This is a genomic window from Vampirovibrio chlorellavorus, from assembly GCF_003149375.1.
GTDB classification, from domain to species: Bacteria; Cyanobacteriota; Vampirovibrionia; order Vampirovibrionales; family Vampirovibrionaceae; genus Vampirovibrio; species Vampirovibrio chlorellavorus_B.
In genome coordinates this window covers 198,406-219,601 of sequence record NZ_QFWH01000003.1, presented here as the reverse complement: position 1 = coordinate 219,601, position 21,196 = coordinate 198,406, and the positions used below count along the sequence as shown (strand labels likewise).

At 55.8% G+C, this 21,196-nt stretch carries 10 protein-coding genes; 4 read left to right on the top strand and 6 right to left on the bottom strand.

From position 1 onward, the window contains the following. Positions 1-236: 236 nt before the first annotated feature. From DF283_RS05530 to typA, 4 genes are all read left to right on the top strand, one after another. Entirely contained in the window at positions 237-4,613 is a 4,377-nt protein-coding gene (locus DF283_RS05530) for an alpha-amylase family protein (protein WP_303673731.1), read from the top strand. A gap of 226 nt (positions 4,614-4,839) precedes the next feature. After that, on the top strand, positions 4,840-6,216 hold the full coding sequence (locus DF283_RS05525) for an MFS transporter (protein WP_303673730.1): 1,377 nt from the start codon (positions 4,840-4,842) through the stop codon (positions 6,214-6,216). Positions 6,217-6,382: 166 nt separating this feature from the next. Continuing rightward, complete coding sequence (locus tag DF283_RS05520; RefSeq protein ID WP_303673729.1) at positions 6,383-8,332, top strand: ABC-F family ATP-binding cassette domain-containing protein; 1,950 nt, start codon at positions 6,383-6,385, stop codon at positions 8,330-8,332. A 153-nt stretch (positions 8,333-8,485) separates the two neighbouring features. Continuing rightward, positions 8,486-10,336: a translational GTPase TypA gene (gene typA, locus DF283_RS05515; RefSeq protein ID WP_303673728.1), complete on the top strand. Its 1,851-nt coding sequence runs from the start codon at positions 8,486-8,488 to the stop codon at positions 10,334-10,336. 122 nt (positions 10,337-10,458) lie between these two features. Here the strand turns inward: typA and DF283_RS05510 are convergent, their stop codons facing one another. The 6 genes from DF283_RS05510 to gyrB form a co-directional block, all read right to left on the bottom strand. Next, positions 10,459-11,169: a hypothetical protein gene (locus DF283_RS05510; RefSeq protein WP_303673727.1), complete on the bottom strand. Its 711-nt coding sequence runs from the start codon at positions 11,167-11,169 to the stop codon at positions 10,459-10,461. A gap of 136 nt (positions 11,170-11,305) precedes the next feature. Beyond that, positions 11,306-14,461, bottom strand: a complete 3,156-nt coding sequence (locus tag DF283_RS05505; RefSeq protein WP_303673726.1) for an efflux RND transporter permease subunit — start codon at positions 14,459-14,461, stop codon at positions 11,306-11,308. 2 nt (positions 14,462-14,463) lie between these two features. Continuing rightward, positions 14,464-15,744 (bottom strand): efflux RND transporter periplasmic adaptor subunit, encoded by a 1,281-nt coding sequence (locus DF283_RS05500; RefSeq protein WP_303673725.1) that lies wholly within the window; start codon positions 15,742-15,744, stop codon positions 14,464-14,466. A 31-nt stretch (positions 15,745-15,775) separates the two neighbouring features. Beyond that, positions 15,776-17,353 (bottom strand): TolC family protein, encoded by a 1,578-nt coding sequence (locus DF283_RS05495; protein WP_303673724.1) that lies wholly within the window; start codon positions 17,351-17,353, stop codon positions 15,776-15,778. A 244-nt stretch (positions 17,354-17,597) separates the two neighbouring features. Next, a complete protein-coding gene (locus DF283_RS05490; protein ID WP_303673723.1) occupies positions 17,598-18,350 on the bottom strand; it encodes an S-layer homology domain-containing protein in 753 nt (250 codons plus the stop codon). A gap of 160 nt (positions 18,351-18,510) precedes the next feature. Continuing rightward, positions 18,511-20,961: a DNA topoisomerase (ATP-hydrolyzing) subunit B gene (gyrB, locus tag DF283_RS05485; protein WP_303673722.1), complete on the bottom strand. Its 2,451-nt coding sequence runs from the start codon at positions 20,959-20,961 to the stop codon at positions 18,511-18,513. Positions 20,962-21,196: the final 235 nt, after the last annotated feature.

The following is a 21,196-nucleotide window of genomic DNA, read 5'->3' as shown; positions in this document are numbered from 1 at the left end:
CAGGCAACCCATACTGAAATTGATTCGCAACTTTTGGCATGCCAGAACTTTTATAGTATGACTGATGCAGGTAAAACTTTCAGGGGTCTGCAAACCTTGCCGCATCATGCGTTTCACATGGTTGCTTCTGGTTGTCTCGCATCGATACACTGAATCGCAGGCAAGCCATCCATTGCAAACGGGTTCAATTTTTCAAGGTCGATTTTGACGATTGCTTTAAAAGGAAACTTTCAGCCGTGACCAGTATCAAGCCACCCACCGTTCGCTTTTCTGGATATCGCTATGATAGATCTGAGGCTAAAACCGATGGCAAAACAGACAAAATCGAGCTGTTTTTGCCCGGGTTTCAGGACCCTAAAATCGCCAGAGTCCACGCCAAAATTTTGAGTTCTCCCAATGCCGACGCCGCCAACGCGGAAACCGTGGCCTTAACCAAAGACGCCCAAAGCGGGTACTGGCGCTTACAAAATCACAAAGGCCTGAAAGCGGGAGCCGTTTATCGCTTTGAAGCCCTGGACGAAGATGAAAAACCAGTGACCGTGCCTCTGGATTATCTGGAAACGGTACAGGTGCAGAACAGCAAAACCAAGCAGGCCGATACCTTCAACCGCATTGCCCTGCACGATTTGCAAACCCCACAGAAAAGCTCGGTCATCGCTGATATTTACGCCGACAGCATCCTGACCCAGGATCAGATTCAAGCGCTGGACGTGCAGGAGCGGCAAGCGCGGAACTGGAACATTCAGGCCTCCCAAAAACGCCTGCCCGTCTTGCCCGTGCGCAACCACTTCAACAAGTTCAACCAAATCACTCTGGGGCAACAGCCGCCAACCGATAAGCTCGACACGGCCGACACTCTGGCATTCGCCAAGGCGGCCGGGCAAGGCCACGAAGATGGTTTCAGGGAGCTGATTCCCAAGATCAAGGATCAGGGATTTTCCGCGGTACTGTTCAAACCGTTCATCGGCGGGGATAACCTGTCCTCTCATCGCTACTGGACCACCGATCCCTACATCCTGAACGACACCTTCCGCAACAAGCAAACCTTCCGCAATTCATTGGATGAAATGCTGAAAAACGGCATGAAGGTGATTGCCGACGGCGCCTTCGTCAACCAGGGTATGAACGGGATACAGGTTCTCTCCAACCTGCGCCATCGGGCCAACTCCCCCTACTGGGGCACCTGGTTCCACTTCGGGGAAAACGAGACCAGCGATCGCAGCAAGCTGCCCAGTCTGGCCCAGGAACCCTACAAGTTTGGCGTTTTACCCACCAAAACCATTGCCGGACGCAGCGAGGTTGACTTTGACGCCTTTGCCATCCGCATCCTCAACAACCCGGTGCAGGACGATTATCAGGCAGTCAAACCCACGTTTATCGAACTGTATGATCCCCGACTGGAAGATGAACAGGGCCAGCCCAAACGGGTCAGCCCGGAGCTGGCCGCCGAGTTGAAAAGCAGTAAAAACTCCGTGCAAAAGTATCGCTTCCCGGTGGATCCAAAAGAAGTGAAAGCCAAGCTGGAAGCCAGCAGCGAGGGGCTGAATCCCAAGGCCAAATTTCTGGACTGGAAAAACCTGAGCCTGACCACGCCAGATAACGATCATTCCTCCAAAAAATGGGACGGGCAACTGGATGTGGCCCTGATGAACACCCAAAGTCCCGAGGTAGTGAATTACCTGAAAGGCGCTGTCAATTACTGGAGCCGCATGGTAATGAACCACTACACCCATCAGGTGGCGGTGAACATGGCCAAAGCCAAACAGGCACTCAAAGCGGCCTCTCAGGACAAGACAAAAGAACCGACAGCCGCCGAGATTTTAGAAAGTGTAACGCTGAGGGACGGTCCCCCGGATATTCAGCCAACCTACGGTATTTTACCGCCCAAAACCGCGCTGCCAGTCGACCATTTCAAAGAGGACACGCTCAAGGAATTTGCCAACAGCGAGCCCACCTTCGAGGGGGTCCAAACCGGTCAGGCCTTTGCCCATACCCTGCTGCAAAATGTGCCCTTGAACACGGTGCCTTTTCCCATCCTGTTCAAGGCCAACCTGAATGAAGACCAGTTTTTAAAATCGCTGCCCCTGCGGCAGGGCAAGCTGATGAACGCTTTGGAGGATCGCTTCCTCACCCTGATTGACATTCCGTATGTGGGCAAGCCCTTTGAATACCTCAGCCAGTTTGTGTTTTCCCCACGCATTGAAAAAGCGGTGGGCCGCAAAATGCAGCAGATTTTCAACGAGCTGGACTTAAACAAAGAGAATTCAGCCGGATACAAACTGCGCCATGAGGCCATTCAGGACATTGTGGCCGATCAGTTGGGAGAAAAGTTATACATTAGCCTGATTACCGGAAAAAGCCTGAAAGAGGCTGAAGAACTGGCCCTCAACCCCGAAGCGCTGGAAACGGCCTTTTACGAGAGCCTGCCACCCAGCCTGATTGAGGCCCCTCCTCGGGAGGCGGCCCGCCGCTTGCCCATTTTAATTCGCCAGCGCCTGCGGGAGCTGAACTACCCTGGCCCCAAGAACGAGCCGTCACTGCAAGTGCAAATTCGGGAAGAAGTTGAAAAAATCGTGCAGGATCTGGAGCCCTCGCTGGTCAATCTGGCCGCTAACGTGCTGAAGGAACGGGAGTTTGGACTGAACTGGCGGATTGACGCCGCTAAAGACGTGGCCGATTTGGATCAAGTGCGTCAGGCCCCCAACACGGAAAAAGCCCGTGAGGCCTTCCGGGAGCAGGTGAAGTACCTCAACGAATTCTGGGGACAAAAGCTGGGCGACGCCATGCGGGGCGTGTTCCCCAAGGCTTCGGTCATCGCCGAATTGACCGATTTTGGCTTGCTGGCCCGAGACGATGATCACAGTCAGGAAGGGCAGGCCCTGAAAAAAAGCCTGTTTGAGAGCAACACCTTTACCAGCGCCCCCAACATGGAGCATACCTACAGCCCGCTGCTGCAACTGGTCAACTACGCCCAGCGACCCGATGAATTCGGGGCTTCCCAGATGACGCCCAACCATTTCCTGAAAAACCATGTGGAAAAAATGACGCAGGAAGTGCCCCTGTTCGCCCAGCGCAATTTCCAGAACCTGACCGGCAGCCACGACTTCAGCACCACCAGCCACGCCCTGTTGATCAACCCGGAACTGTTCAATCAGGATCGCAGTCAAAAGCCCGGCCTGCTGGAGTTTATGGATCAGGGCCTGCACGAAGTGCAATATATGCCCAGCTTCGCCCATCGACGAGACGAGTTGAAACAGGCATTGGGGCTGCCCGATGACAACACTTTAGACCAGTGGCTGACCACCTTCCGAAAATGGCTACAACCGGCCAGCAACGCCGATATCCCCGGCACCCTGTCCAAGGAGAAGCCTACCTGGCCTGCTGAAATTTACACGGAAAAAGCCAAAGCCGCTTTATGGGATGAAAAAACAGAGCGCGAGAAACACTACTTGCGGGGCGCCCTTCCTATGGATTTACGTACCCAATTCCCCAAACAGCTGCGTGGATTAATCGAAAATCGCCTGGATCCAGAGAAAGGTGTGGGCAGCAACGACCGCTCCGTGTTACGGGAACTGACGGAACTCAGCCCGGTATTGAAGGGCACAAACGCAGCGCAACAGAAGCAAGCACTGGACAAACTTGAGGACATCCTCAAGAATCGCATGGCCGAACCCGGTGAGGCCAAAGCCATGCGGGGGATCATCAACAACGCCATGGCAGACGTGCTGAAAAACAATCCGAGCGCCCTCACCACCCCGCAACAGGAAGCCATTTGGAAGGGTCTGGATCAGGCCATTCAACAATGGGGCGCCCACTTTGGCTACATGCCACTGGATGCCGCTTTGAATCAGGTGTTTCATTACGCCCATAAAGGACTCAGAGAAACGAACCTCACTCAACCTCAGATTGAAACGCTGAAACTCAACCTGTACAACACGGCCATGTCTCCCGTGCTGGCCAAGCAGGAACGTATTTTCGCCATTCAGAACGCCTTACCCGGCAACCCCTCCGTATACCTGCCGGATTTGTTCGGCCAGGGTGGCAGTGAATTTACCAAAAATATTTACAGCCAAAACCGGGGCATCATCCGTACCGATCGCCTGCAAGAAGGCCAAGACAGTGAATTTGGCAAATACTGGCAGCGGGTGGGACAAATTTTCAACAGCCGCAAGCAGTTATCCGTGCTGACAGACGGGATTGTTCTGCCGGTGGAAACCAACGATGCACACGGCATTTTGCCCATTATTCGGGACAACGGGGCGGATCAGGTCATTGTGCTGGTGGATACCGGCAAACCCAACACCGCCAACGGCAAGCAAATCCCGGCGCTGGACACCAACGACAAAACCAGCCCCGATCGCTACAGCAACGTCCAGGGTCAGTGGAGCGAACCAGGACGCACCCTCAATGCCTTACCGCTGAAGTCCGACCACTTGAAAGCGGGCACAGTTTACGTGGATATCGAAACCAAAGAACGCTTCAAGCTGAAGGAAAGCGGTGAGTTGGTGAAACTGGCTGACGATGGCGTGACTGAGGCCACCAAATTTGACATCAAGGCCAACCGCATTTTGAAGCGCATTTTGAAACGTGACACGCCCGGAACGTCCGCTTAAATATTGGCTTTGGTGAAGAAATATAAAGCTGTATTTTCCCCTTCAATGCCCTCATTTTGTTTTATTTCGGCTAGGTGGTTTCGGGTCGCTGGTCAATTCAGCGCCGGTGTAGGACAATAGAAGGCGTCCGTTAGGGGTTTACATTAATAGCGCAAATGGACACACATCTCGTTCGCTTCCGTTTTCATTAAGACATGGCACCTGCCGTGAAGGAATTATCGTTTTTATGCCGCCAGGAATTCTAACTCCCCCCGCCCAGGAAAAACGCAGCGTTACAGGCATCAAGCCACCCATCGACCCCGATGCCTGGAAGCAGAAAAATTTCTGGCAGTTACTCAATATCAGCGTGGGCTTTCTGGGGATACAATTCGCCTGGGCCATCCAGAACGGACAAATGGGCCCCTTGCTGGAGCGTCTGGGTTCGGATCCCCAAATGCTGGGCCTGATTAATTGCGCGGGGCCGGTGACCGGCGTGTTGGTACAACCCATTGTAGGCGCCCTGAGCGATCGCTGCGGCCTGCCCATGGGCCGCCGTCGTCCCTTTCTGTTGCTGGGTGCCATTCTCACAGTTATCTCTCTGGTGCTGATGCCCAACGTGTCCGCCCTGTGGATGGCCGCCGTGTTGCTGTGGGTACTGGACGCCAGCATCAACATCACCCAGGGGCCTTACCGCTCGCTAGTGCCGGACGTGGTGCATCCCAGCCAGCAGGCCACCGCCTATTCCATGATGAGCTTTACCATCGGCCTGGGCTCAGTGGCCGCCTTCGTCATTGCCGCCCAATTCCCCAGCCTGCACGGCCTGTTTTATCTGGGAGCCGGGGCCATGTTGCTGGCCATGCTGTGGACCAGCCTGACCACCCCGGAGCAACCGCCGGTGGGCATCCAGTACAGCTCCCCGGAAGCCAGTTCCGAGCCGCAGGATAATTTTCTGGTGGGTACCCTCAAGTCCATCGCCAGCATGCCCAAGGAGGGGTTGAAGCTCTGTCTGGCTCACAGCATGACCTGGTTTGGCCTGATGTGCCTGTTTACCTTCTTCTCCGTCTATGTCCCCCATCATATCTTCGGGGCCACCGATCCCCAAAGCGCCCGCTACGCCGAAGGCGTGCAACTGGTGCAAATCGGCTACGCCATCCTGAATGGGGTCTGCTTCGTATTCTCCATGTTCATTGGCAAACTGTGCGGGCTCAGCTCCAAGAAAGCGGTTCACTCGCTGGGTCTGCTTTGCATGGCCGGCAGTTTTCTGTCCATGTGGTTCATTCACTCCCCCCTGCAAATCATGATCGCCATGGGCCTGATCGGCATCGGCTGGGCCACCACCCTGTCCATCCCCTTCGCCCTGTTGTCGGATCACCTGCCCAAGGGCAAGGAAGGCGTCATGATGGGCACCTTCAACATCTTTATCGCCGCGCCCGGTGTGGTCAGTAATCTACTGGTGGGCAAAGTCGTTCACGATTACTTCAACGACAACGTGGCCGTGGCCCTGATTATTGGCGGCATGGCCATGATTGCGGCCACCCTGATGCTGCAAACGGTCAAGGAGCGCAAGAGCCTGGCGGTAGTGGAGCCTCATCCCCACCCTGAGGATGCCTTGCTGGGCAGCTAGCGCCTCACAAACCGCTTGGCAACCTCTACCGTGCAACACGTCCAGCCATTTTCTGTAAATTCCCGGCCAGAAAAAAGGCAGGCTTCCGCTCTGTGCTGTTTTATATTTATAATAAGTCCCTCTATAATAAACCTCTCGTCCCCATAACCTGAGTAAACCCAGCCCCATGCTACAACTGTCAGGCGTCACCAAAACCTTCGCCGGAGAACCCCTGTTTGAGAATATCACCCTGCAAGTGCGGCCCGATAGCCGACTGGGGCTGGTCGGGCGAAACGGCTGCGGAAAATCCACGCTGCTCAAGCTCATGATGGGCATCTACCAGCCGGATGGCGGCAACGTGAGCCATGGCTACGGTTGCCACGTCAACTACCTCTCCCAGGAGCCACAACTGACCCCCGGCCTGACCTTGTATGAGGAAATGAGACAAGTGTACGCCATAGTGGACACCTTGCGCGCGGAAGAAGCCCGCATTCTGAAGAGTCTGGAGCATTTATCCGGCGATGAGCAGACCGAGGCCATCACCCGCCTGTGCGACGTGCAGGAGCAAGTGAACCGATACGATTTAGACACGCTGGACAGCCGTATTGGCCGCTTACTGCAAGAGTTGGGCTTCAGTCAGAATGATTATGAGCGCAAAACTGATGACTTCAGCGGCGGCTGGCGCATGCGCATCAACCTGGCCAAGGTCCTGCTGGAAGGGGCCGATATTTTACTGCTGGACGAGCCCACCAACCACCTGGATCTGGAGTCCTGCGAGTGGCTGGAGCAGTTCCTGAAAGGCTATCCGGGCGGTATTGTGCTGGTCTCCCACGATCGTCGGTTCCTGAATGAAGTCTGCACCGAGATTGCCGAAGTGGAGCTGGGCGGGGTTACCGTATGGACGGGTAACTACAGCGATTTCCAGCGCCAAAAGGCCGATCTGATCGAGCGCACCCAATCCGCCTACGATCGCCAGCAAAAAGAAATCGCCAAGCAAACCGCCTTTGTGGAACGCTTCAAGGCCAGCGCTAACCGCAGCACTCAGGCCAAAAGCCGGGAGCGTCAACTGGCCAAACTGGAGCGGGTGGAGACCATCCAGACGGATCAAAGCCGCATGAGCGTTAAATTCCCACCGCCGCAAGCCAGTGGCCGGGAAGTGATCAGCCTGCGCGATCTCAAAAAATCGTTTGAAAATAAACATTTGTTCAAAGGACTGGAAGGCGATATTGAGCGCAACCAGCGTATTTTCCTCCTGGGGGAAAACGGCTGCGGCAAGACAACCCTGTTCCGGCTGTTATTAGGACTGGAAGAGCCCACCACCGGCACCATCGAGAAGGGGTATAACGTCAAGCTGGGCTACTTCTCCCAAAACCAGCTGGAAACCCTGGACGCCAAGAAATCCCCCTTCGACACCCTGCACGAAACGGCCCCCCTAATGACCCACACCGAAGTGCGCAGCCTGCTGGCCCGCTTTCTGTTCAGCGGAGATGAGGTGTTCAAGCCGGTGGAAGTGCTGAGCGGGGGCGAAAAAAGCAAGCTGGCCATCGCCAAGTTGATGTTGACCGGCCCCAACACCCTGTTGCTGGATGAACCGACCAACCACATGGACATCCCGGCCAAGGAAGTGCTGGCGGAAGCCTTTAAAGAGTTTGAAGGCACCATCCTGTGCATCTCCCACGATCGGTTTTTCATTCAGGAGCTGGCCACCCACATCTGGGAGATTTATGAGGGCCATCTCATCCAGTACGCGGGCGATTACGACTACTATCTATTCAAGCGGGACGAGCTACGGGCCAAAACGCTGGAGGCCGCTGCCAGCAAAGCCGCCCGGGACTCTAAAAAGGTCACCTCGGTGGCCATGGACCCCAACCCCGCCAGCAAGGGCAGCCAGCTCAGCCCCCTGCAAGCCCGCAAGGAAATCGAAAAAAAGCTGACCCGGCAAGAAAAGGACATTCTGCGTCTGGAAGCATCCATTGCCGAACTGGAGGCGCAATTGTCTGATCCGGCCATCCAGCAGGATTTTCAGAAGTTGCAAGCCCTCAGTGAATCACTGGAAAGCCAAAAGACAACGCTGGAAGCCGCAAACGCCGAGTGGGAAACACTCACCGCCGCCCTGTTAGCCCACCCCTCCCCGTAGAGGTTACCTTTGAGACCGAGAATTGACAGCCAAACCGGGTCGGGTCAAAATGAGACGTTACAAAAAAGCAGCTTTTAAGTAAAAGTCAACCGGTAAGCACCAGCGGGTTTCCGCACACATCCCCACCCCCATTGTCACCGACACAGGACCACTATGACATCTGAAATCGCCACTTCTGAAACCGACACCACAGCCCAGATTTTAAACGATCGCATCCGGAATATCGCCATCATCGCCCACGTTGACCACGGAAAAACCACGCTGGTGGACAGCATGATCCGTCAAAGCGGCATTTTACGGGACAACGAACATATGGCAGAACGGGCCATGGACAGCCACGATCTGGAGAAAGAGCGGGGCATCACTATTCTGGCCAAAAACACGGCCATTCCTTACGGCGATTACAAGGTCAACATTCTGGACACCCCCGGTCACGCCGACTTTTCCGGGGAAGTGGAGCGGGTTTTGACCATGGTGGACGGAGCCCTGCTGATTGTGGACGCCGTGGAAGGCCCCATGCCCCAGACCCGCTTTGTACTGCGCAAGGCTCTGGAACTGGGCTTGACCATCGTATTGGTCATCAACAAGGTGGATCGGGCCGCTTCCGACCCGGATCGGGCCATTGATAAAGTGGTGGATCTGTTTATTGAGCTGGGCGCCGATGAGCATCAGCTGGATTTCCCGGTAGTCTACGCCAGCGGTCTGGCTGGCACCTCCGCCCTGACCATGGAAGAACCGCTGGAAGCGGGTAAACACGACCTGAAGCCCCTGATGGAAACCATCATCCACCGCATCCAGTCTCCCCCCGGCGACAAGGACGCTAGCCTGCAATTGCAGGTCTCCACGCTGGATTACAACGATTATCTCGGCCGTATCGTCATTGGCCGTATCAAACGGGGTTTAATCAAAACCGGGCAAACCGTCAGCCTGTTCCAGCGGGACGGCAAACTGACCCAGCACCGGGTTTCCAAGCTGTTTGGCTTCCAGGGACTCAAGCGCATCGAGATTGATCAGGCCGAAGCCGGGGATATCGTAGCCGTAGCCGGCATCCCGGAAGTGCAAATCGGGGAAACCTTGACCGATCCCGGCAACCCGGAAGCCTTGCCGCTGATCAGCATTGAAGAACCGACCCTGAAGATGACCTTCGCGGTGAATAACAGCCCGCTGGCCGGACGGGAAGGCAAGTTTGTCACCTCTCGCCAGTTGAAAGACCGCCTGTGGAAAGAAGTGAAAAGCAATATCAGCCTGCGGGTGGAAGAGGGCTCGACTACGGATAGCTTTGTGGTCAGTGGCCGGGGCGAATTGCACCTGAGTATCCTGATTGAGACCATGCGCCGGGAAGGCTATGAGTTTCAGGTCTCCAAGCCGGAAGTTCTGACCAAGACCATTGACGGCCAACTGCAAGAGCCGTTTGAAGATCTGATCTTTGATGTGCCCGATGAAATGACCGGCAGCTGTATCGAGAAACTCTGCCAGCGCAAAGGCGAATTGCGCCACATGGAAAACTCCGGTGGCCGTACGGTGGTGGAATTCAAAATCCCCTCTCGTGGCTTGCTGGGTTTCCGCAGCGAGTTCATCCGCATGACCAAGGGCCAAGGCATGATGACGCACGCCTTCAGCGAGTTCCGCCCCTGGGTGGGAGAAATCGGCAGCACCCGCAACGGTGTACTGGTAGCCAGCGAACCCGGTGAAACCACGGCTTACGCTCTGAAAGGCGTGGAAGATCGGGGTGTGTTCTTCGTCAAACCCCGCCAAACCGTGTACAAGGGTATGATCGTTGGCGAAAACAACCGCCCGCAGGATCTGGTGCTAAACGTGTGCCGCACCAAGAAGCTGACCAACATGCGCTCCGCCGGGGCCGATGTGCTGGAAGTCCTGCAAACGCCGGTGGAAGTCACGTTGGAGTTTGGTCTGGATTACATCGAAAACGATGAGCTGATGGAAGTGACCCCGCAGAACATCCGCTTGCGCAAGGAAAATCTAGACTTCAAGCGCTCCACATAATTCCCAAAAACCGATTCAAGACTAAAACCCCGCTTTCAGACCGAGAGCGGGGTTTAAAACATTGGGTGAGGCCACCCCTCACCAAAGATTTTAGTTAGCCAAGCTGTATATGCCACTATTACCTAGGGATGGGCGGCACGCCACAGTTGCAAAAACTCGCCCGTGGCCCGCCCTCCCACCAGAGACACCAACTGAGGCTGCACCAGTTCGGTATTCACCCCGGATTCCAGGTCCTCCAATACGTGCAGCACCTGATGGTTGATGATCTGCTGACGAGCTTTAATCTGCTTTTTGTAGCGATGTTCCAGATAAACGTGGGTACCAATGCTCAGCAAAGTCACCCCACTGCCCACCACGCCCATGATGGAGGCGCCTTTGCTCTCACGGTGCCCGCTGCCGCCATGCTCGTCATGAGAGCCACCTTCTGCCCGGTACAAGGTTGCCAAACCCGTGACACTTTGGGCCAACCCCAGCCCGCTAACCCCAGCAATACTGGCTAGAAACAGGTTGTTGGACACACCCATTTTTTTCACCAGGTGCTTTAACTCAGCGTCCCGGCGGTAGGCCATGGACAACAGCAGGTTGCCCCACAGGCTGTCGGTCACTTCCGCATCCGGGTCTTCATCGTTGTGCAGCAATTGACCGACCCCGGCGCTGGACCCCTCGTGATGGGCCACCATGCGCTCATCCGGGCTCAGGGCCACTTCCTGAGTCGTTTCATCCTGCAGCGGTTCCGCCCCAGCCCAGCCCGCACCGGCCACCACTCCCAGTGTTCCCCCCAAGACTAGCAGGGCCACAGTCTGCCGCCCCCATCCCACGATTGAATGCTTCATGCGCGATTATTCCTTCAGATCATATTCCAGAGTTTGTGTATTCCGGCAATGAGCATAATGCAATAATACTGAAATTACAAAATAGAATTTCAAAGGAGCCCGGCACAGCAATCAAACCATGGCTTTCGTATGACTCTTAGCGACTGACCGCTTTGCTCAGTTGACGGGTCTTCACCAAGTCGTACATCAGCGGGACCACATACAGGGTCAGGAAGGTGGCAAGCAGCATACCGCCCACAATGACGGCCCCCAAGGGCTTCCGCCCGTCCACACCAGCGCCCAGACCGACGGCAATGGGAATGGCCCCAAAAATAGTGGCCACCGAGGTCATGACGATGGGCCGGAAGCGAATGCGAGACGCTTCAATGACCGCTTCCCGAGGGGATTTTTGCGGCTCCCGCTCCCGAATCTGGTTGGCGAATTCCACAATCAAAATGCCATTCTTAGTGACCAGGCCCACCAGCAAGACCAGACCAATCTGGCTGTAAACGTTGAGGTTGTACTTGACCGGCACCCAATCGGCAAACATGGGGAGGGTTTTCAGCAGCATAGGCCCGTAAGACAACACAAACAGGGTCAGTACCGCCCCCGCCACGGCCAATGGCACCGTCAGCATAACGATCAAGGGATCGCTGAAACTTTCAAACTGGGCGGCCAGCACCAGGAACACCACCAGCACCGCCAGGCCAAAGGCAAAGAAGGTGGCCGAGTTGGCGTCGAAAAACTCCTTGGCCTCCCCTTTCCAGGCAATCCGCATCCCGGGGGTGATTTCCTCTTGCGTGATACGCCGCAGCTTCTCCAGCTCCCCACCCAGACTGACACCGGGTATGGGAATGAGGGAGGCGCTGATGGTAGCGGCCCGCATCCGGTTGTAGTGGTTCAACTCCTTGGGAGCTACGGCCTCGGCGTACTCCAGCACATTGGATAAGGGCACCAGCATGCCATCCCGACCCGCGACGTAAATATTGGCCAGCTGATCCGGGGTGGCCCGCAGTTCCGGCAGGGCCTGTACCATTACATCGTAGCGCTTGCCGTTGTACTGAAAAGTCGATAAATCCAGACCGCCCAGCATAATCTGCATGGTACGGGCGGTATCCCTTACGGAAACACCCAGCAGCGAAGCCTTCTCCCGGTTGATGCCCACTTCCAGCTGGGGCTTGTTCAGCTTCAGGTCGGAATCCACGTTGACCATAAAAGGCACTTCCTTGGCCAAACGTCCGATAATCTTGTTAATGACACCGTCCAGCTCCTTAATGTCGCCATTGGTTTGCACGGCCATTTCGATGGGCTTACCAAAAGACTGCACCGGGCTGGAGGGGGGGCTAATGGGGAATACAAAAGCCTCCGGGATGCTCAACAGCTGGGGCATGACCATATTCACAATGGTATCCTGCTTCAGCTTGCGTTCCTCCTGGGATTGCAGATCCACGAACATAATGCCGCTGTTGACCTGCCCGGGCCCCGTGGCGGACAAGGCAATCACGGAGAATAGATTTTCCACCCCGGGGGTCTTCATGTAGACCCGCTCCGCCTTGCGCACGGCCTTGTCCGTGTAATCCAGGGTAGACCCTTCCGGGGAGCTGACAAAGGTCAGGATGGAGCCCCGATCCTCAGTGGGCAGGAACTCACGGGGTATCAGGTTGTACAGCGCACCACACACCACCACGAGAATCGTCACCGCGGCAAACACCAGCCACTTCCAATCCATGACCATGCGGAGGGTGCGTTCAAACAGGTTGGCGCAGCCTTCCACAAAGGCGTAGAAAACATCCAGAACCCCTTCAATGGGATTCCAGCCGCGCTTGCCCTGGGTGTGGTCCGCTTTCAACATACGGGCGCACAACATGGGGGTCAACGACAGGGACACAAAGCCCGAAATCATAACCGAACCCGCCACAACCACAGCGAACTCTTTCAAGATACGGCCCAGCACCCCACCCAAAAAGATAATGGGCAGGAACACAGCGACCAAAACCGCCGTGGTGGCGATAATGGCGAAACCGATTTCCTCGGTGCCCTTGATCGCAGCCTCCATGGGCTTTTCGCCATCCTCAATGCGTCGGTAGATGTTCTCCAGAACCACGATGGTGTCATCAACCACCAGACCGATGGTCAGCGTCAGCCCCAGCAGGGTGATGGTGTTGATGGTGTACCCCAGAAAGTACATGATGGTGAAAGTGGCCACCAGTGAAATGGGAATGGAAATGGAGGGAATGAAGGTGGCCTTGAGGTTCCGCAAAAAGAAAAAGATGACCAGAACCACCAGCCCAAAGGCCACAAACAGGGATTCCACCACTTCATCAATGGAGCGCTGAATGAAAATAGAGCTATCAAAAGCCGTTTCCATGCTCAAGCCGGGCGGCAGGGTCTTGCGGATTTCCTGCACCTTGGCCTTGACCGAGCGGGCCACATCCAGGGTGTTGGCCTTGGACTGCTTGACAATCCCCAAACCTACTGCCGGTTGCCCGTTAAAACGCACCAGAGAGCGTTCATCCTTGGCCCCGATGGCGGCATGCCCAATGTCGGAGAGATACACCGGCAAGCCGTTCACCCGCTTGATAATCAGGCGGTTAAACTGATCCGGGGTCTTCAGCTCGCCCTGGGTGCGCACGGTAAACTCCCGATTGGTGCTTTCAATCCGCCCTGAGGGAATATCCACATTATCGGCCCGCAGCGCTTTCTCCACATCCAGCGCCGAAACCTGCCGGGCGGACATTTTATGGGGGTCCAGCCACAGGCGCATGGCGTACTCCCGCTCTCCGCCGATAATAACCGAACCCACCCCGTCCACCGTCTGCAACTGGTCGGTGATAAAGCGATCGGCGTAATCGGTAATCTGAAGCGGAGAATAATTTTTACCGTACAAACTGAACCACATAATGGCGCTGGCGTCGGTGTCCTGCTTGGAGATAATGGGCTCCTCGATATCATCGGGCAACTGTCCCCGGGCCCGGGACACCCGATCCCGCACGTCCTGAGCGGCCACGTTGACGTCCCGATCAAGCTCAAACTCCACAATGATATTGCTAATGCCTTCTCGACTGACCGAGTTCAGGCTACGAATGCCCTCAATACCGATCAGCTCGTCTTCCAGACGTTCGGTGATGGTGCTTTCCATAATCTCGGCGCTGGCCCCCGGGTAGACCGTGGCCACGGAGATAATGGGCGGATCGATGTCCGGATACTCCCGCACGGAGAGAAAGGACAGGCTGACCAGCCCGAAGAGAATCATCAAGACGGAAACCACGGTGGCCAGTACCGGACGCCGGATGGAAATATTGGAAATCCACATGGCTAGTTCCCTTTCGTACCGGTGGCACCGGGAGGAGCGGGATCAGGATTCACCGGCAGGTTGTCGCTGACCTTTTGCAGGCCGCTGACAATCACCCGATCGCCGGGACGCAGCCCGCTGACCACTTGTACCTTGCCTGCTTCCCGGTAACCGACGGACACTTCCTGCAAATGGGCCACATCAACCGGACCCGATGGTTTGGCGGATTTTTCTTCGGCCTTGGCAGGCGCCTTATCCTTACCTGCCTCGGTGCGCGGCTGATAAACCTCGTGTCTGACCACATAAACAAAGGTCTTTTCCCCTTGGGGCACGATGGCCTCTTCCGGAATGACCACCGCATCGGGAATCACCCCCAAAGCCAGTGAGACATCACCCAGTAGGCCGTCCGTCAGCCCCGGAGCGGAGGGCAACATGGCCTTCACCTTGACCGTATGGGCATTCGCGTCGATCACCGGGTCCACAAAGTTGACCTGACCCGCCACGGTCTTGCCACCCAGCCCCTCAAATTTGACGGAAACCGGCAATCCCAGCTTGAGTTGACTCAGATAGCGTTCCGGCACGGTGAAGGAAATACGAAAGGCGGAATTGTCCACCAGCGTCATTAGCTTCTCGGTGGGGGCCACATAATCACCCAAATCAACGTATCTGGTGCCAACAACCCCTGAAAAAGGGGCCCGTATAACGGTTTCACCCGCCAAAGCCATATTATACCGGTAACTCGACCGGGATTGAGCCAGCGACGAAGCCGCCTGGGCGGCCTGTGCCCTGGCCGCGTTCAATTGCTGCAAAGCGGCCTGATAATCGGAAGCGGCTGATTGAAAGGCGGTACGCTTCTGATCCAGCTCCAGCTGGGAAACAAAGTCATCCTGATACAACTGCTCATAGCGAGCCAATTCGGATTTGCTCAATTGCCACTTAACCCGGGTGCTTTCGGCCAGCGCCTGAAACTGGCTGATACCGGCCTGTTGCTGCTCCACGTTGCCCTGAGAGACAGCGATACCAGCGGCGGCCTGCTGCACCTGAGCCAGCTGCTTGTCCGCCTTAAAACGCATTAACACCTGCCCCAACCGGACCACGTCACCCTCTTTCACCAGAATATGGCTGACCACTGCTGGTGTTTCCGTATTCAGATCAATGCGGTTGTTGGCCTGCAGAGTGCCGGTGGCCGCATAATTAATCGTCCAGGGTTGTTGTGCCGCGCGAGTGGTTTCTACCACCGGCGGAGGCATTTCCCAGCCACCCCCTCCACCGGCGCAACCGGCCAGAGAAACAGACAATACCAAACCAACAGCAACCAGAGAGTATCGGACGTCTTTAAGGGGATTTAGTCTTTTGTGTAAATGCATCTGCTTTCATTCCGTTCAGGATGTGGGAGGAGGTAACTTCGCCAACGGCCTTTAGCAGGCGCACTTGGGCTTCATTGAAATCAAAAATGGCGCGTACCACCCGCACCCGGGCCAGGGCCAGAGCCGTTTGCGCGTTTAAAACATCCACGTTAATACCCAAACCGGCCTTGTAGCGCCCAAAAGAAAGGCGGTAGGCCTCCTCTGCCACGCCCAGCAACTCCTGAGCCGTAAAAATGGACTTGGCGCCCGCCCGGCTGTCCAGAAACGCATTGATCACATCCGTCTGGATGAGCCGTTCCTGCTCCTTCAGGCGCACTTTTTGCTGGGCTACCAGCAACCGGCGTGTGCGGTAATCCAGCGGAAGCGTAGTGCCCAACCCGTTAAACAGGGTGGACTGCACCGCGAATCCGCCAAAACGACCCAGCCCCAGCTTATCGATTTCCGGGCCAGTCCCGTTGATATAAGCCTGCAGCGTGACGGTGGGAATGGCATCGGCCAGCACCGCTTTTCCTTCATACCCCAGCGCCCGAATTTCTTGCTGAATCGCCTTCAGGGTAGGGTTTTTCTCCATGGCCCGATCAACCAGCTGCTGGGTATCCACGTTCAAGGGAATCAAAATGCGGGCTTCCGCTCTCACCTGAGGGGGCAGCAAGGCCACATCCGGGTCCAGATTCAGTCGGCTCAGCAAATTCTGCTGGGCCTTGGCCAAGGTGTTCTCAGCGGTAATCAACTCCTGCTCCCGCTCAATCAACTGGGAGCGGGCCCGTTCCAAATCCAGCTTGGTGCCCACGCCCGCTTTCAAACGAGCGGCGTTCAGGGCCACCTGACTCTGCACTTCCTGAATGTTGGCCCGCACGTTGGCCACATTGACTCCGGCGGCAATCAACTCATAATACTCGATGGTGGCCTGGGTCAACTGCTCCTGCAAGGTCTGGTTCAGCAAGTATTTGGCCTCACGGGCCCGTTGCTTGAAGGCCAGAGCGGTAAACACGTCCCGTCCGCCGGGGTTAATCACCCAGCTGGCCGTGGCCTGCGGTACAAGCCGGGTTTGAAAGACCTGCAAGGTCTGGCTACCAAAAATCTGAATGGCCCCTTGAAAGCGAGACTGGTTATACGTCCCGGTCACATCCGGCAATAAGTCAGAAACGGAGCGGAAAAAGCGGTTGTTTTCCACTTTGGCGTTAATGGTCGAATCCTGCAAGAACAGGTTTTGCTTTTCCACCAGTTTTAACACCGTGGGCAAATCCACCGGATATTCCTGCACCTTGACCACGGATGCCGTCAGAACCTTGTTCAGCAGGGAACGGCCTTCTTCCAGCTTTTGCTCATCAAACAAATGAATGGGCTGCTGCTCCAGCGCCTGAATGTCCTGTGCGGGAGGCGGGGAGGCGTCGGGCAAATTACGATCCGCGGCCCGCTCCTCTGGGGCGTTCTTATTGGCGGGGGTGGCGACGTTTGGCTTTTGTGGCGGGTACACAGATTGAGCCGGGGCCGCTTGCTGAACCGGCCCCCTTTGCGAGACTGGCCCCATTTGCGAGGTCGGCAAGGAAGGCGCCTCCTGAGCAAGCCCCTCAGGAGCAGTAGTCTCAGGGCTTGCCGCAAAACTTCCGGCTGCGTTCGAGAGAAATCCAGCCAGCGCAACCAGACAAAAAAGGCGAAGTGAGAGGACAAGTATCGGCATCAAACGTTCCAACGATAAAGCTTTTAGACAAAATCAGTGATCAGCTATCCTGAGCCCATTGTCCTAGACTATGGCGTATTTGGCAAATAGAACCTGAATTGCGGTAACGCTAATTGAGGTTCGGGCGGGTCGATTCTTCCAGACGCTTCAGATACTGGCCCAGCGCATAGGCCATATCCCCACGGGTCATGGGTTTCAAGGGATTGAGTGAACCGCTGTCATCCACATCAATAAAACCGCTTTTCAGGGCCGTGACCAATGCCTTTCTGGCCCAGCCCGGAATCTGACCGGCGTCGGAATAAGGGGCAAGAATGGTGTCGAGGGTCTCATCGTCGTACTGCTGAACCCCATAAGCCTGCGCCATGATAGACAGAGCCTCGGCCCGGTTAATGTGCTGGTTGGGATAAAAATAGCCGGGGCGGTAGCCCTTCATAATACCCAGACGCATCACGGTTTCAATACTGGGGGCCGCCCAGTGGTTGGCCGGCACGTCCTTCAGGCTCTCCACCTCTTCCACCCCACTTTTCCGGGAGTCCAACTGAAACGCCTTGGTCAGCACCGTGGCCAATTCCGCCCGAGAGAGGGAGCGTTGAGACTGAAAATTCCCCTTGGCGTCGGCCTGCATCCACCCGGCGGCTTGCACCATTTCAATGGCTTTTTCGCGACTGACCCGGGCTTTTGGCACGCGCTGATCCCGCAAGGTCTGGGCGTTTTCAATGGCCTGCGTTTCATCAGGAGTGGATTGCGGCACAGCGGGAGGCTCCTGAGCCAGCGCCAGCAAGCCCATCACTGCCATCCAGGCCATCAGGGATAATACACCCATACTTAACCAACGCTTGCCCGGAACTTGCAGGGATTTCATCTCTAATATCTCTCCAGTTTGAATTTTTCCGACTTTGGAACCGAAAAACGCAACTCAACCCTAATGCGCATCATCCTATCACAAAGTCAACTCCGCTCAACAGGAGAAAAGCGCCATCCAGAACAGGACAGCGCTTTCCACAACTTAATTGAGGGTAGCCCTACACGTCCAGGTTTTTAACCGTGGAAGCGTTGGTCTCGATGAAGTTACGACGGGGTTCTACCCGCTCGCCCATCAGGATGTCAAACATCTTGTCGGCGGTGGCCGCTTCATCAATCTCTACTTTGAGCAAGGTGCGGGTTTCCGGGTTCATGGTGGTGTCCCACAGCTGCTGGGGCATCATTTCACCCAAGCCTTTGAAGCGCTGCAACTGGGTGCCCTTCTTGCCACGCTCTTCCACAAAGAACTTGAGGTCTTCCACAGCCTGAATTTCCCGTTCCTCTTTACCAGCGATCACCAGCAACAATGGGCGTTGTTCGGTAGGCAGGAAAGGTTCCACCTTGGGCCGCAGTTCCCGCAGACGCTCAAACTCCAGACAATCCAGAGACTCCACGGAAATACGCACAAAGGAATCGGCATCGGAGGCGCTGGTCACTTTCTCCGGATCATCAATCAGCAACACGTACCGATCCGTTTCCGGGTGAGACTCCACGCTGAAGGTGTATTTGGGGAACTGGGCCTTCATCTTGCCCAAAAGTCCGTTGGCAGACTCTTCGCTGGCCAATTCAGACGATTCAATCTTGTTCTCCAGCAGCCAGAACAGCAACTCGTTGGGCAGATACCTGAACAGCGGGTAATTCCGGGCCGACAGGTACTTGTTGATATCGGACAACATGGCCTTCAGGCTGTCTTCCTTGACGGAAACCTTGCGATCCTTATCAAACAGCTCCAGACCAGCCACACCCCGATCGGTCATCATGCGGTCCAGTTCCCGATCGTTGTACAGATAGCGCTCTTCCCGTCCAATGCTGACCTTGTACAATGGCGGTTGGGCGATATAGACAAAACCGTTCTCCACCAGGGGGCGGGCGTAACGGAAGAAGAAGGTGAGCAACAGGGTGCGAATGTGCGCCCCGTCCACGTCGGCGTCGGTCATGATGATGATTTTGTGGTAGCGCAGGCGCTCCATGTCAAACTCTTCTTCCGTCCGGGAAATACTGATGCCCAGCGCCTGAATCAGACTTTGAATCTCGGTGTTGTTGTAGATTTTATCCAGACGGGCCCGCTCCACGTTCAGGATCTTGCCTCGCAGGGGCAAAATGGCCTGGAACATCCGGTTTCGGCCCTGCTTGGCGCTACCCCCGGCGGAATCCCCCTCTACAATATAGATTTCGCAACGCTCCGGCTCCCGGTTGGAGCAATCGGCCAGCTTGCCGGGCAAAGTACTGCTTTCCAGGACGGTCTTGCGGCGGGTCAATTCACGGGCCTTCCGGGCGGCTTCACGGGCCTGTAAGGCCAACACCGCCTTGGAGACAATCAGCTTGGCGTGCTTGGGATTCAGCTCCAGCCAATCTGCCAATTTGTCACTCATGACGTTTTGTACAATACCCTGTACTTCACTGTTGCCCAGCTTTTCCTTGGTCTGGCCCTCAAACTCGGGATTGGGCACCTTCACGCTGACAATGGCGCTCAGACCTTCCCGAATGTCATCACCGCTCAGGTTGGCTTCATTGTCTTTAATGACGTTATTTTTACGCCCGTATTCGTTCACAATGCGGGTCAGGGCGTTGCGGAAACCGGTCAGGTGGGTGCCGCCGTGGTGGGTGTTGATGTTGTTGGCAAAACTCAGCACCGTCTCCGAGTAAGAATCGGTGTACTGAATGGCCACTTCCACCTGCACCCCGTCCCGGGTGTCTTCCACGTAAAAGGGCGGGTCAAAAATCACTGTTTTGTTTTCGTTCAGGTAGGAGACGTAGCTGCCAATCCCGCCCTCGTAATGGTAAACCTCGGTCTTGTCACTCTTTTTATCGGTGAAAACCAGCTTCAGGCCCTTGTTCAAAAAGGCCATTTCCCGCAAGCGGGTGGAAATCACGTCACAATCAATAACGGTGGTCTCAAAAATATCGGCGTCCGGCCAAAAGCTGGTGCGGGTGCCGGTGATATGGGCCTCGCCCACCTTTTCCACATCGTGCTGGGGAACGCCCCGCACGTAGGATTGCTTCCAGGTGGCCCCTTCCCGGTAGACTTCCACCACCATTTTTTCGCTGAGGGCGTTTACCACAGAGGCGCCCACGCCGTGCAAGCCCCCGGAAACCTTATAACCACCATCCCCGAACTTGCCCCCGGCGTGCAGGACGGTATGCACAATCTCCAAAGCGGACTTGCCGCTATCGGCCTTGACGGAAACCGGAATGCCCCGGCCATTGTCCTGCACGGTCACGCTGTCATCTTCGTTCACCGTGATCTGGATTTCAGTGCAATACCCGGCCAAGGCCTCATCCACGGAGTTATCCACGATTTCGTAAACCAGGTGATGCAGGCCCCGCTGGCTGGTAGAGCCAATGTACATACCGGGCCGCAACCGAACCGCTTCCAGCCCCTCCAGTACTCGGATTTGATCGGCGCCATAAGAAGACTGGGATTGGGTCATAGTGGGAACGCTCTCTATCATGGACGGTATCCTGTGATTTTATCGCAACCAGGGTGGCCGGTCGCAAAAAACGGCTGATTACCATTGGGATTGACTTCTAAAGAACGACGAGTAAACGCGGTCTCATAGTTGCGGGTCACCGGTGGCCTCAACGACGAAGTCCAAAGACAAAGCTCAAATCGGACTCATCATCATGGCATGGCCAGTCAAAGCGGACTCAAACCGAACAATTATGAAGCCATCAACCTTTTGGCAG